General features: G+C 33.1%; 16 protein-coding genes. 4 read left to right on the top strand and 12 right to left on the bottom strand.

The genetic code is table 11. The features are described from left to right. Positions 1 to 38: 38 nt before the first annotated feature. From ypeB to prsW, 3 genes are all read right to left on the bottom strand, one after another. Positions 39 to 1388 (bottom strand): germination protein YpeB, encoded by a 1350-nt coding sequence (gene ypeB, locus I5776_RS09030; RefSeq protein WP_202780287.1) that lies wholly within the window; start codon positions 1386 to 1388, stop codon positions 39 to 41. A gap of 12 nt (positions 1389 to 1400) precedes the next feature. Further along, positions 1401 to 2186, bottom strand: coding sequence for a spore cortex-lytic enzyme (sleB, locus tag I5776_RS09025; protein WP_425490377.1), 786 nt, complete (start codon positions 2184 to 2186; stop codon positions 1401 to 1403). Between the two features lie 150 nt (positions 2187 to 2336). Next, complete coding sequence (gene prsW, locus I5776_RS09020) at positions 2337 to 3041, bottom strand: glutamic-type intramembrane protease PrsW (RefSeq protein WP_202780285.1); 705 nt, start codon at positions 3039 to 3041, stop codon at positions 2337 to 2339. A gap of 112 nt (positions 3042 to 3153) precedes the next feature. Here prsW and I5776_RS09015 point away from each other — a divergent pair, with 112 nt between their 5' ends. Next, a complete protein-coding gene (locus I5776_RS09015) occupies positions 3154 to 4125 on the top strand; it encodes an asparaginase (protein WP_202780284.1) in 972 nt (323 codons plus the stop codon). A gap of 64 nt (positions 4126 to 4189) precedes the next feature. Here the strand turns inward: I5776_RS09015 and I5776_RS09010 are convergent, their stop codons facing one another. The 4 genes from I5776_RS09010 to I5776_RS08995 all read right to left on the bottom strand — a co-directional run bounded on the left by I5776_RS09010 (position 4190) and on the right by I5776_RS08995 (position 8045). Then, complete coding sequence (locus tag I5776_RS09010) at positions 4190 to 5149, bottom strand: YpdA family putative bacillithiol disulfide reductase (protein ID WP_202780283.1); 960 nt, start codon at positions 5147 to 5149, stop codon at positions 4190 to 4192. Between the two features lie 109 nt (positions 5150 to 5258). Continuing rightward, on the bottom strand, positions 5259 to 6536 hold the full coding sequence (locus I5776_RS09005; RefSeq protein WP_202780282.1) for a Glu/Leu/Phe/Val family dehydrogenase: 1278 nt from the start codon (positions 6534 to 6536) through the stop codon (positions 5259 to 5261). Positions 6537 to 6747: 211 nt separating this feature from the next. Next, complete coding sequence (locus I5776_RS09000) at positions 6748 to 7299, bottom strand: adaptor protein MecA (protein ID WP_202780281.1); 552 nt, start codon at positions 7297 to 7299, stop codon at positions 6748 to 6750. 131 nt (positions 7300 to 7430) lie between these two features. Continuing rightward, a complete protein-coding gene (locus I5776_RS08995) occupies positions 7431 to 8045 on the bottom strand; it encodes a CBS domain-containing protein (protein WP_343066452.1) in 615 nt (204 codons plus the stop codon). 202 nt (positions 8046 to 8247) lie between these two features. On the opposite strand from I5776_RS08995, the gene I5776_RS08990 reads away from it, so the two are divergent. The 3 genes from I5776_RS08990 to I5776_RS08980 are packed head-to-tail and all read left to right on the top strand — an operon-like array spanning position 8248 to position 9335. Beyond that, the gene (locus tag I5776_RS08990; protein WP_202780279.1) at positions 8248 to 8466 is read left to right on the top strand and encodes a spore coat associated protein CotJA; all 219 of its coding nucleotides are present in this window, start codon (positions 8248 to 8250) and stop codon (positions 8464 to 8466) included. 40 nt (positions 8467 to 8506) lie between these two features. Continuing rightward, entirely contained in the window at positions 8507 to 8737 is a 231-nt protein-coding gene (locus I5776_RS08985; RefSeq protein WP_246483997.1) for a spore coat protein CotJB, read from the top strand. A gap of 28 nt (positions 8738 to 8765) precedes the next feature. Next, positions 8766 to 9335: a manganese catalase family protein gene (locus I5776_RS08980; protein WP_202780277.1), complete on the top strand. Its 570-nt coding sequence runs from the start codon at positions 8766 to 8768 to the stop codon at positions 9333 to 9335. Positions 9336 to 9341: 6 nt separating this feature from the next. Here the strand turns inward: I5776_RS08980 and I5776_RS08975 are convergent, their stop codons facing one another. From I5776_RS08975 to I5776_RS08955, 5 genes are all read right to left on the bottom strand, one after another. Further along, positions 9342 to 9794, bottom strand: coding sequence for a DUF2663 family protein (locus I5776_RS08975; RefSeq protein ID WP_202780276.1), 453 nt, complete (start codon positions 9792 to 9794; stop codon positions 9342 to 9344). Between the two features lie 126 nt (positions 9795 to 9920). Further along, complete coding sequence (locus tag I5776_RS08970; RefSeq protein ID WP_202780275.1) at positions 9921 to 10544, bottom strand: LysM peptidoglycan-binding domain-containing protein; 624 nt, start codon at positions 10542 to 10544, stop codon at positions 9921 to 9923. Between the two features lie 39 nt (positions 10545 to 10583). Beyond that, positions 10584 to 11171: a CPBP family intramembrane glutamic endopeptidase gene (locus tag I5776_RS08965; protein WP_202780274.1), complete on the bottom strand. Its 588-nt coding sequence runs from the start codon at positions 11169 to 11171 to the stop codon at positions 10584 to 10586. Continuing rightward, positions 11168 to 12628 (bottom strand): RecQ family ATP-dependent DNA helicase, encoded by a 1461-nt coding sequence (locus tag I5776_RS08960; protein WP_202780273.1) that lies wholly within the window; start codon positions 12626 to 12628, stop codon positions 11168 to 11170. Before I5776_RS08960 ends, I5776_RS08965 begins: the two co-directional genes overlap by 4 nt. Next, complete coding sequence (locus I5776_RS08955; protein WP_202780272.1) at positions 12625 to 13677, bottom strand: YpbB family protein; 1053 nt, start codon at positions 13675 to 13677, stop codon at positions 12625 to 12627. The genes I5776_RS08960 and I5776_RS08955 overlap by 4 nt, the downstream gene beginning before the upstream one ends. Between the last annotated feature and the right edge of the window lie 189 nt (positions 13678 to 13866).

The following is a 13866-nucleotide window of genomic DNA, read 5'->3' as shown; positions in this document are numbered from 1 at the left end:
TATTCTTTCCATATAAAAAAGAAAGGCAAGAGCCTTTCTTAAAGTGTGTTTTCATAAACCTTTTCGGCATTTTTTAACTTTTCTACTTTTTCTTCTACACCCGATTCTGCATTAATGAAAATACGATATGTATCATCATTAAGTACTCCTAAAAATTCATAGCAAAGGACTTCTTTGCCTAAGTCATTGACTATGACGGACAGTCGGTTTTCCATAATTTTTAAATTAGGATTGATATGTTTTTTTGCATCATTTTTAGTTAATTTAGGGTTGGGAATATTTCGCTTCTTCTTATTCTTTAAAAGATCTTGAGCTGTAAATCCAACCATTTCACCATTATCTAAAGCAATTTTTATTTTTAGTGTCTCCGGATAAATTCTAACTCCATTTTCAACTGTTACAAATGAATATACTCCTATCGTATCATATTGGGTCGTTTCAAATTCCTCCATATTTTGGATATCATTATTATGGATAAACTTTTTAGCCGAGTTCATTCCTTCATTTAAACTTAGCTTTTGCTTTGCAATGTCTCGACGTTCAATAAAATAGATAGGATGACCTCCTTTTTTTGTAATATCCATGTTCCCTTCATTTCCATTATTATCTACAAATGTCACACTAAAAAAGCCAAATTTTGAACCTTTCCCATTCTCAGTTACTTTCACTTTTGAAAAATTATTCTTTTTTGTAAACTTTTTTGTAATCTGAATGGCTTCGTCTTTGCTAATTTTTTTCCCAGGAGCATCTTCAAAGTTTTGGTTTTTCTTTTGATAGCTAACGAGCGAAGGATCCATCATATTGGATTCGTCATAGCCTTTAATCGTTTTTTCGACTGTTTTAAATCCATCTATAATCGTGTTATCGGACGCTTCTTTACCTGTAGCAAGTGCCGTTTCAACATCCATCCAACGCAAGTTATTTTTTAACACGAGATGTTGGACCTTACGCAGTTCGTTCTGGATATTTGTGCTTTGTGAGTATAAATTTTTTAATGTTCCATACTCATCTTTTGAAAGTGGTTCCTTATCTAAATCTCTTACAGCTGTTCGATAGCTGAATTTACCGATATTTGAAAGAAACTCTTCAGTTTTGTTGAATGGTAATAATGTTAAAGGCAATTGGCCGACATTTCCATGGGCTTCTGATGTTAATCTCCAAACATCAGCAAGTGCCGGTGACAATGATTTTCTTGAATTCATTGCTAACGTCGTACCAATTTTGTCATGTAAAGTATCCATTTGATAAGCTAAATCATGAAATGCTCGTTGATAATTATTTTCTGCATTCATTAATATTGCGTTTTTTTCACGATGCTCTTGATAGCCCCAAACACCCGTACCAATTACCCCGAGCGTGAGAACTGTAATAATAATACCTCTAATCATCTTTCTCCCCCTTTACATACAAAAGATGTGTTTTCCAATCTGCTTAATTTGCGGTCTGGACCAGATCCATTTGCTTGTAGCTGTAGCAGGATTAAAATAGTACAATGCTTCACCAGTTGGATCCCAACCATTTATCGCATCAATAACCGCCTTTTTTGCTGTTTCATTTGGTGTTAACCATATTTGTCCATCTGCTACCGCCGTAAATGCCCCAGGTTCAAAAATGACTCCGGACACGGTGTTAGGAAATGACGAACTTTCAATCCGATTTAATATAACTGCGGCTACTGCTACTTGTCCCTCATACGGTTCCCCCCTAGATTCACCATAAACAGCATTCGCTAATAATTGGATATCATTTTGTGAGTAACCGTTTGGAACATTTGCAGCATTAGCATTTGATGAATTCGATGGTTTTTTTTGTGTTGTTTTACCGTTGGACGATTTCTTAGGTTTAATTTGTTTATCAATATCTACTCCACCGTAGTAAGTAAATTCATTTCCTTTTTTAATTTGGTCCATTACAAATGCCTTATTATAATTTGATGCTTTTACTAATTTTGCTCTTGTTTTTGGTCCAGCGAGTCCATCAATAGCCAATCCGAAGTCTTTTTGAAAATTTCGTAGTGCCCAATATGTTCCCCAACCAAAAACACCATCTATTTTTCCTCTGTAAAATCCTATATTTTGCAAACGTGCCTGCAGTTCAATTACATCATCACCTACCGCTCCTTTTTGTATCACCTGATTAGTAAAAGCTTGAACAGGTATTTCCTTGCTTGAAAGTGACAAGGTCATGAGACAAAGAACTAACACGAACATAAATTTTAGCAAAGTGTTATACTTCATTCTGTCTTAACCCTCCATAATATGATTTAGAATTATGCCTAGTTTTTGTTACGGAAGGGTTTTTATTCAAAATTTCTAAATAAAAAACAATCGGAAATATTATCCGATTGTATCGATTGTCGAATTATTGTTTTCTGTTATTAATTCATGATGATTTTTCGAAAGAATATGTGCATGTTTTACTTTCTTTAGTGCTAACCACCATAAAAATAACATAAAAGGGATCATATAATAGATCCATTTTGTTTTTGATAAAAGAATGTAATCATATGAACCATGAAGAATAAGTGGTATGGCGAAAGAATATATCAAAGCTTGTTTCTTTTTTAAATTATCAATTGAAAATTTCGCTTTTCCTAAATAATATCCCATTAAGACTCCAAATAATGCGTGGCTTGATACAGGCAATAAGGCTCGCCCGAATGCGGTCCATACTCCGTCTGCAAATAAATACAAAATATTTTCCACTGTCGCAAAACCGAGTGAAACACTTGCACCATAAACAATCCCATCGTAAGGTTCGTTAAATTCACCAAATTGGTACACAACAAAATAGAGGATAAACCATTTAAAAAACTCCTCAAGTAATGATATATTAATAAATGCATTAAAAATATTTCCTTGTAATACATTCTCCGTCATCAATACATGTTGAATAAACATAATTGGGAAAGTAAGAAATGCACCAAATAAAAATGCTTTAAATACAGATTTAATCGGTTCAAATTCATATTGATCCTTTAAATAAAAATAACTTAATAAAGCTAAACCTGGTGCAATTCCTGCTGATAATATTACCAGCATTTTTTCGGCCTCATTTCTATAACGTTTTTTTTATCGTAACATGTATAATATAGATTGAACATATTTTATTCAAAATTTGGAAAAGCTTTGTTTTTTAATGGGGGTATAAATCATGAAAAAAAACATTTTAATTGTGCATACTGGTGGAACTATTTCAATGTTCGAAGATAGTAAAACAGGTGCAGTTAAACCCGGAAATGAAAATCCTTTGTCAACTCAGACAAAAGGTTTAAATAATTTAGCGAATTTAATCATAAAGGAACCTTTCAATCTTCCTTCACCACATATTACTATGAAAGAAATGCTCCAACTAAAAACATTAATTGAACAAGAGGTGAATCAAAATACAATTGATGGTGTTGTAATAACCCACGGAACAGATACACTTGAAGAAACAGCTTATTTTCTAGATTTAACGATAGATCTGGAAATTCCTATTGTTGTAACAGGTGCGATGAGGTCTAGTAATGAAATTGGTTCGGATGGATTATATAATTTAATTACTTCCGTACGTGTTGCGGCATGTGATGATGCCAATGGAAAAGGCGTCTTAGTTGTATTAAACGATGAGATTCATACTGCGGAAAACGTTACGAAAACACATGCGAGTAATGTATCGACTTTTCAAAGTCCTCAGTATGGACCAATAGGAATCATTACAAAGCAAGGAGTATTTTTTCATAATACCCCTACCCATAAAGAAAAATACCATATCGATCAAATGTCAAAAAGAGTAGCATTATTAAAAGCCCATGCTGGTATGGACTCATTGCTCTTTAATGCCATTCGCGATTTAAAATACGATGGGATTGTCATTGAAGCACTTGGTCAAGGAAATATGCCTCCGGATACAGTGCTAGGAATTAAATCTTTGATTGAGACAAATATTCCTACAATCATCGTCTCAAGATGTTTTAATGGAATTGCACAAGATATATACGGATATGATGGTGGAGGAAAACAATTAAAAGAATTAGGCGCTATTTTTTCTAATGGTCTGAATGGACAAAAGGCAAGAATTAAGCTTTTGATTGCTCTTTCACAAACAAACGATATGAAAGTTATCGAAGAAATATTTCATTAAACAATATTGGCAAAAGACCTGTATCTAATGGATCCGATACAGGTCTTTATAATTAGCTAGTGTGTTACGAGCAAATACATGAAGCAATAAGTTCTCCATGAAAACGTCCATTCTCAATAAATATTTCATTCGCATTATTACCAGCGGCAATAACACCGGCGATAAATATTCCTTTTATATTTGTTTCCATGGTGTCCGGATTAAATTCAGGTTTACCTGTTAATGGATCTATCGCTACTCCTATTTTTTGCAGGAAACGATGATCTGGATGGTACCCTGTCATCGCAAAAACAAAATCATTTTTAATTTCCTTCATTACTCCATCCACGCGATATTTAATAGTGCTATCTGTAATCTCCAACAGTTCTGCCTTAAATTCTAAATTGATTTGGCCGTTTCGAACTAAAGCATCAAATTCAGGCAAAATCCAAGGTTTTACGCTTTTAGAATATTCTTCCCCCCTATATAAAACTGTTACATTAGCACCTGCTTTATTTAATTCAATCGCTGCATCAACCGCAGAATTTTTTCCGCCTATTACGACTACATCTGTGTCAAAATAAGGGTGTGCTTCTTTAAAATAATGAAAGACTTTATCTAAATCTTCCCCAGGTACATTCATATAATTTGGATGATCATAATATCCTGTTGCTATTATGACATTTTTTGCAGTGTATTCGTTTTTTGACGTTCTCAGCACGAACCCCGCATCTTTTTGTTTTTCTATCGTTTCCACTTTTTCAAATCGATTGATACGAAGTTTTTTTCTTTTTACCACTTCTCGGTAATACGTTAATGCTTGATTTCTTTTCGGCTTTAAATTCTCATTAATAAATGGGACCCCACCAATTTCAAGCTTTTCGCTGGAACTGAAAAATGTTTGATGGGTTGGATAATTATAAATAGCATTAACGATATTCCCTTTTTCGATTATTAGTGGGTCAATTCCTTTATCTTTTAATGCGATTGCTGCTGAAAGACCACATGGACCTCCCCCAACAATAATACACTCTTCTATTTGCATTGTTGCCACCTCTTAATTCCTTTTGAATAATGTTTCCAGTAAAGTTCATATACAAAAAATCTCCCATCTATAATGATAGGAGATTTTTATGTTTGCTGCAATATAAGTGCTAAATCCAACCTCTGAAACGAGAAGCTTCAGCAGATTTTCTAACCCCTACCATATAGGCAGCTAGTCTCATATCCACTCTTCTTGTTTCAGCCGTGTTATAAACATTTTCAAAAGAATGCACTAAAACCTTTTCAAGTTTTTCGTCTATTTCTTCTTCTGTCCAATAATATCCTTGGTTATTTTGTACCCATTCGAAATAAGATACTGTAACCCCGCCAGCAGAAGCCAAAACATCTGGTACTAGGAGAATACCACGTTCTGTTAATATTTGTGTAGCTTCTAAAGTTGTTGGGCCATTTGCAGCCTCTACAACGATTTGTGCACGAATATTATGCGCATTTTCTTCTGTAATTTGGTTTTCGATTGCAGCTGGTACTAAAATATCACAATCTAATTCAAGTAATTCTTTATTTGAAATGGTATTGTCAAACAGTTTTGTAACTGTACCGAAACTATCGCGGCGGTCTAGTAAATAATCGATGTCTAAACCATTCGGATCATATAATGCACCATAAGCATCGGAGATCCCAATTACTTTAGCACCTGCGTCATGCATAAATTTAGATAAAAAGCTTCCGGCATTACCAAATCCTTGAACAACTACTCTTGCGCCTTCAAGGTTAATCCCGCGCTTTTTAGCCGCTTCACGAATACATATAGTAACACCTTTAGCAGTTGCAGTTTCACGACCATGGGAACCGCCCAACACTAGTGGTTTACCAGTAATAAATCCAGGAGAATCGTTTTCACGTAATCGGCTATATTCGTCCATCATCCATGCCATTATTTGCGAGTTAGTAAATACGTCCGGAGCCGGAATGTCTTTCGTAGGACCTACGATTTGGCTTATTGCGCGAACATAACCGCGGCTTAAAGCCTCTAGCTCACGAAACGACATTTCACGAGGATCACAAATAATTCCGCCTTTTCCACCGCCATACGGCAAGTTAACAATACCACATTTTAATGTCATCCATATTGATAAAGCTTTTACCTCTTTTTCAGTTACATTAGGATGGAATCGTATTCCCCCTTTTGTTGGCCCAACAGCATCATTGTGTTGTGCGCGGTAACCTGTAAAGATTTTGATTGAACCATCATCCATACGAACAGGAATTTTCACTGTTAATAAACGCATTGGTTCTTTTAATAATTCATACACTTCTTCAGGGTAACCTAATTTTTCAAGTGCCTTGTGAATTACTGTTTGTGTAGACTTTAATACATCATGTTTCTCTTCTAATACTTGATTATCTGCACCCGTCTCGGCTGCCATTGTTGCAAACCTCCTAAAAACCACTCGGTATTAAGTAATCATGCTTTCAGACATAGTATACACCTTTACTGTATTTATGCAAGATAAAATAGGATACTTTTTAGAATTTTTGTAAACGCTCTCAAACTTTTTGAAATTGATTAAGAATTTTATTAATTCATAGAAATGACCTGAACAAAAATAATTTGTTCAGGTCATTCTTTTCCAAATTTTATCTTCCAAAATAATTTGTAAGTATTTTTAAGGCATTATTATCAATAATAATCGTTCCATACTCCTCAAGCATATGAACTGACAGATTTGTCTTTTTTCCGTATTCCTCACAAATGCTTGAAACAGGTTGTTGAGACGGTAGAATCAAATAATATTGATCTTCAAATAAAATTAATTTACTTTTAGTCTGTATTTGCAGATTTTCAAGACAAATCGCCAATGTGATAACATCTTCGAATGATTCAAAAATAAAAGTCGAATAACTACTTTTGGTCGAAAGAACTGGAGGTGACAGGTTTTCCTCTTGAACGGAAAGTTCGTCCATAGTTAATATTAAAACGATTTCGCTAGAATTTAGTGAAAAGATTTCAATTGAGATCGTATCGGGTATATCACAATGATATTTCTGTTTGGCAATTTCCACCATTTCATCAAATAATTCATACCATATAAATGATTCGAATTCTTCTTCATGCAATCCTTTATCTAAAAGCTCTTCGAAAGTAATCGAATACTTAATTTTATTTTGAGATATTCGCTCTAATTTCATTAAATCCGCCCCCTGATATGGCTTCTAACACCATACTATGTAAGCGAAAAAGAAGGGTTCATTTAAAAATGAAGGACGTATCGATAAAAAATCCTCCCTATCAATTGTATAAGGAGGAAATAACTTTTTTATTAGTCTTCAGTAATGTTTAAAACACGGAAACCAGAGTCTTCCAAAGTGTTGATAAATTTGTCAACATTATCACGCTTTTCAATTTTTAAAATAATTCGTCTTACCAATTTATCTGTTTCATCAAAAGTAACAAGTGAGATTACGGACTCGTGATATTGTTGAATAATATTTGCTAATCTTGCTATACGTCCTTCCACTTCGACAGAGCTAAAAGCTATTCGAATACCTGGACGTTTAATTCCAAACGCACTTTGGAATTGCTCAATGACATCAAATCGAGTAACGACACCTAAAAATTTTCTCTCCTCATCAACTACCGCAAATAGAGGAAAGTCCTTTAACTCGACTAATGTATTTTCAAAGATTTCTGTCCCTTGAAAATATATTTCTTGGTGTGTTGCTATTTCGCTTACTTTTTTTGTTTTTAAAAATTCATCCTTTTGCATTTCGGAGTTAAAAAAGTTTTTATAAATATGGTAGTGAGTAATCATTCCAACATACTCATCTCCACTTAAAACTGGCAATCCATCCACTTTTTTAGACCTTAACATCTGTAGCGCGTGATCGACAGTATCCTCTGCATTCACATAAAAACAGCGAGCCTTAGGAATCATTATATTTTTCGCAAACACATTCATCACCTCATTAAATTAATCCACCATGAATCTATATTTCAACATATTTCGAAAAATACCCTTTAAAATATTATATTTTTTTGATTAATAATACAATAACATTTTTATTAATTGGATTATAGACATGATGGACAATATTATTCCATAAAATTAAATGATGACAAATTTAGGAGGGAGAAATATGCCTACGTTTTATAAAAGCTATAAACCTTACATCAGTCCATTTGACCCGTGTCCCCCAATTAAGGTGAAAACTTTTTCAACACCGCCTAATTTATATATTGATTTTCAACCACCCAATTTACCGCAATTCACACCTCAAGAAGCATTAAGAAAAGGAACATTATGGAAGCCTTTATATGATCCATATTTTAGTCCATACGAAAGAGCAAAGGAGTGAAAGAAAAGTGCCAAAGCCAGTACCTCCTGAATATTACCAGATGCTTGAAGAACTACAGGTTCTAGATTTTGTAATTGTCGAACTAACATTATATTTGGATACACATCCAGGTGACCAGGATGCTATTCAACAATACAATTTATTTATTCAACAACGAAAGAAAGCAAAAAAAGAGTTCGAAAAACAGTTCGGTGCATTAACGAGTTTCGGTTATAGTTATTCACTAGCTCCTTGGGATTGGAAAAATGCTCCATGGCCATGGCAAGTATAAAAAAATTTTTAAGGAGTGAATTTTGCTAATGTGGGTATACGAAAAAAAACTCCAGTATCCTGTAAAGGTGAGCAAATGTAATCCAATGCTTGCAAAATTTTTAATTGAACAATACGGAGGAGCTGATGGTGAGTTAGCTGCTGCACTCCGTTACTTAAATCAAAGGTATACAATACCCGATAAGGTCATCGGTTTATTAACCGATATTGGCACCGAGGAGTTCGCACACTTAGAAATGATTGCAACAATGGTGTATAAGCTTACAAAAGATGCAACGCCAGATCAAATGAAAGAAGCTGGTCTTGGCGCACATTATGCCAATCATGATAAAGCACTTTACTACGAAAATGCCGGTGGTGTTCCATGGACTGCAACTTATATTCAAGCTAAAGGTGACCCCATTGCAGACTTATATGAAGATATCGCAGCCGAAGAGAAAGCAAGGGCAACCTATCAATGGATTATTAATATGAGCGACGATCCAGATATTAATGATAGTTTAAGATTTCTTAGAGAACGTGAAATTGTCCATTCCCTGCGATTCAGAGAGGCAGTAGAAATCCTTAAGGAAGAAAGAGGGAAAAAGAGAGTTTTTTAATATCGTTTATTTACTCTCATGGTATAGATTTATATTATATTTTTCTTTCATCATTTCAAATACACTATTCCTAGAATTCCAAGCTTCATTTTTCCATAAATCCTTACTGCGATCAATAATTTCACAACGTAAATCATGGTACTCCTTTTCCGCCTTTTCCTTTTTTTCATATAATACTTTTGTTGCCCCGAATGTTCCTATTGCAATGAATAGAAAGAATAGATGATTATTTTCACCTACGATAATAGAGAATATGTCAGCAAATGAATAAGAGTACGGTTCTAAAATGAAGTAGTATAAAAAATAAAGACAGGTAAAACTATAAAGAACACTAACCCATAATAAAAAAATATGACGTTGTTTAAGTCTATCGAATTTTAACTTTCGATCGACTAAATTTTGCAACATTTGCTTTGTTGCTTGATCAGTAAGTTTCAAAGATATAATTGATGAATCCATAACTATCCCCCCATTAAAAGTTTATGAGCAAGTCCATAATGTATGTCATAAAAACAATAAGTAATGTTAATTAAATAGAAAAAAAGATAGCAAAAAATGCTATCTTTTTTTATTTCTACTTATTAATTATGGTAAATGAATCTGTAATACCTGTCCGACCATTATTCCGTCATTCGTTATGTGGTTCCATTGTTTTATTATTTCAATTCCTTCTTCGGTATGATAATACTTCATCGCAATGCTATATAACGATTCATTTGCTTGGACAGTATGATAGACAATATTCGAATCCGTGTCTGGATTATTTTGATTCTTTTCGTTTTCTATATTTCCCTTTTCATCAGTTGTTTGTTTATCAGAAGGTAAATCCGAATCGTCATTTTCCTTATTTTCTTTGGGTAAATTTGTATTGGTTACAGAATCATTTGTTTCATATGAAATCTCTACACCTGAAGTTGGTCCTTTCGAACTCGGGAAAGGCGACTTTTTTAACAAATCCGTATAGAATAATAAGCTTGCAATCGGCAGTAATATAAAAAATACTAATAATATCCTTAATAAAGGGAACTTTAATTTCTTTCTTTTCTTCTTTTTCGATTGACTTCTTTGGCGTCGAACTTCACTTCTTGAAGGTAAAATTTCAGACTGCTCTTCATTCAATTTTTTCAAATCCGATTGATTTTCTATAGTAACTTTATCTATTCTTTTTCTTAATTTCTCAACTTGATCTCGATAAGGATCTGTCGTCATACATTTCACCACCAAGTCCTTATTAGCCCTTTTTAGCCCTTATTCCATGTTTTTATTCCTGTATTTAATGATTAATCCTAATATAAAATCTATTATAAAATGCATCATTATCGTTACCAACAAATTGTGATCGGACCATTCATAAACAAGTCCCATCCAAAAGCTTAATAGTAAAATATTAAAAATTAAAAACCAATGTCCCCAATACCGAATATGGACAATTGCAAAGATTACACTTGCAATAATTAAACCAAAGTGTGTCTGTATAACACCCCGAAATAGAAGTTCTTCACATATGGCAATGACTGCAGTTAAAAGGGCAATTTCTGTAATCGAACGATTCTTAAAGATACTCTCATTAATTCCGCCATCATCATAATAATGATTTGGAAGTATTTTCATAAAAACAATATCTAAAACAACAATAATGATTCCATTTGTTAGCCCAAGTGTAAAAATAGATGAATCTAATTGAAATAAATTAAAAAATGCCGAAAAATTTTTAAATAAAAAGAAGGCCGATATAATTGAAATTACTATTAGGATTAGTTGCGTGATATATAAATGAAAAGATAATTCTTCTTTTGTTAACTGTTTAATGATTTCAGCTTGTTTATTTCTTTTCATTCTTCATCGCCTCTTATTAATAAATTCTTCAACATCAATCGCCAATTTTCATTTTGACTTCTAATAGTGTCTTGAAAGGCTGTTTGATAATTAATGATATCCACGCCACAAACATCACAACAATCAGTTACGTTATTAACCTTCTGTTCCTGAAAGTAATGCAAAATACCCTCACGTCGACATGTCGTTGATTTTACCCATTTTATCATTTCGTTTAATTTATTTTGTTTATATTGAATCCGCATATCACGAATCCGTTTAACATGTTTTTCCACTTCACTTTTATCATACTTATTTTGATAATAGGTTAAAAACCGCAGTTGTATTTCTGTTAAGTTAAGCAATGATGCTTTATCACTACTATTGTTATTTAATAAATAAAATTGTTCAATCTGATAATCCGATGGCAACTCATTCTCAAAGATTTGTAATGGTAGAAACTCATCTCCCGGTGAATATAAAAGTATGGCAATGCTTTTTTTACCATCCCTTCCTGCCCTTCCTATCTCTTGTAAATACGAATCCAATTGATAAGGCATATGAAAATGGATAACAAAATGAATATTTTCTTTATTTACTCCCATCCCAAATGCACTTGTTGCACATATTACTTGTAGTTGATTATGTAAAAATTGTTGTTGAATCAAGATTCTTTGTTCCCTATCCATTCCTCCATGATACGCAGCAGATTGAGCAATGCCATTATTTCTTAGTAAAGCGGCCATTTCTTCTGTTAAACGTTTGCTGGAAAAATAAATAATTCCAGGTTTTTGTAGTTGTTTTACAAATTGTAATAATTTTTTAACCTTATCACTATAATTGGCCGCTTCTTCTACAACTAGAGCAATATTGGGACGGTCAACAGAATAAACTAATTGATTTACATCATATAAATTTAGATGTTCTATAATATCGGCCCTGACATCTTCCGTAGCTGTAGCTGTTAAGGCAAGGGTCGTTGGATTATTCAATTCTGATCGAATCGTACGCAAATTTAAATAATCAGGTCTGAAATCAGGGCCCCATTGGGAGATACAATGGGCCTCATCAACGACAAAAAGCGAGATATCTATTTGTTTCAGTTTTTGTAATACGCCATTATTCGTTAACATTTCAGGAGAGGTATAAATAAATCGGTAATTTTGTAGATTTTGAATAATTTGGTTACGTTCCCTCGGATCTAAGAAAGAATTTAATGCAGTAACTCTCTTTTCTCCATTTATTTTTAACTGTTCAACTTGGTCCTGCATAAGCGAAAGTAAAGGGGATACAATGATAACAATGCCCTTAAGCAAATAGCCAGGAAGTTGGTAACATAATGATTTCCCTGTTCCGGTTGGTAGAACGGCTAATGTATGCTTACCTTCCATAACCGAAGTAATGACTTCCTCTTGTCCAATCCGAAACATATCATATCCAAACTGTTTATTTAAGTGATCGTATAAGTTCCTTATCATTCCCATTCCCCTTGTTTTGCGAGAGCTAATCTAATTTGGAAATATGTAACCTCTCCGACTGTTTCCTTAATCGGTTTCAATTTTTTTGGTGAAATGTTCTCGGAAACTTTAATAATTTTTAGTTCGATTTCTTTACTTACATACTGTGATATATCAAAATTAGAATTATTCAACACAATTTCAACAATATGATCTTGAATCGTACTCTCCTTTAGTTTCCGTTTCTTTGCAACTTCAGAGATGCTATAGCCCTTATTTAATAATAAAAAGGTTTCGTTTGTTGAATTCGTAAGAGGTATATTTCGATATGTATCCGACATTAACGTATACAGCATGGGATATTGATTTTTATTACCTATACAAGTATCTATTATATAGTGGATTAATAACAAAAAACGAAACCAATAATCATATTTATCAAGTGTGAAATGTTTTGCAGCTTGGTCCAACGTAATACCAATCTGATTTTCACCTGTTAAACGGATGATAAAAAACAAAGGATCTTCGGGTGGATTCTTTGATAATATGGCAGTTAATTCATTGTAAATTTGTTTTGCTTGTTGTTCTTTGCTTATTACTTGTGACTTTAAGAAAGTCTTAACCCATCTTTGAACCTCAGCATCACTTTGGATTGGGTAGTACTTTTTTTTATTATTAATAGCATTTGATAGAACTTGAATTAATAAATTTAGTCGCTTCCAGAAAACGATAGCAGTATCTTGATATTGTAACCCATTAAAATATTGTGGAATAGGTCGATGAAGAAAATAAGCCTTCAGTTCATTTTCTCCATCAATCGTGACGATATATTTATTCAATTCTGTTTCTTTAATTAATCCCTTAGTATTTAGATCTTGTACAAAACGATCAAATGTACTTCTTTGTAAAGGTGGGTACATTTGAAAAAATGGTCCGATTTTAAATAAATGAGCATCTTGGATTGTTTGAGAAGACTTTTTGCCTTTTAACAAATGGAAAATTGAAAAAACCGTTCGGGAGCCATTTAATTTTTTTAACATCAATAATATTAAGGCATGTAAAAACGTCATTTGTTTTTACCCCTTTGTCTTTTTATGTCTAATTTTATCATGAAAGTGCTGTTTATTGTTAGTATTATTCCTTTCAAATAAAGTCGTATAAATAAACTAAAAACTTTATTTTAATCCTTATCTATTGAAAAGTTCTTTGATGAGTTTTATTATAATGAAGGAAGTAATGGTCATTTTACGTTGATATTA

The sequence above is a fragment of the Heyndrickxia vini genome (genome assembly GCF_016772275.1).
Classification (GTDB): Bacteria; Bacillota; Bacilli; order Bacillales; family Bacillaceae_C; genus Heyndrickxia; species Heyndrickxia vini.
The sequence above is the reverse complement of the archived record's forward strand: the minus strand, read 5'-3'. Positions and strand labels throughout refer to the sequence as shown.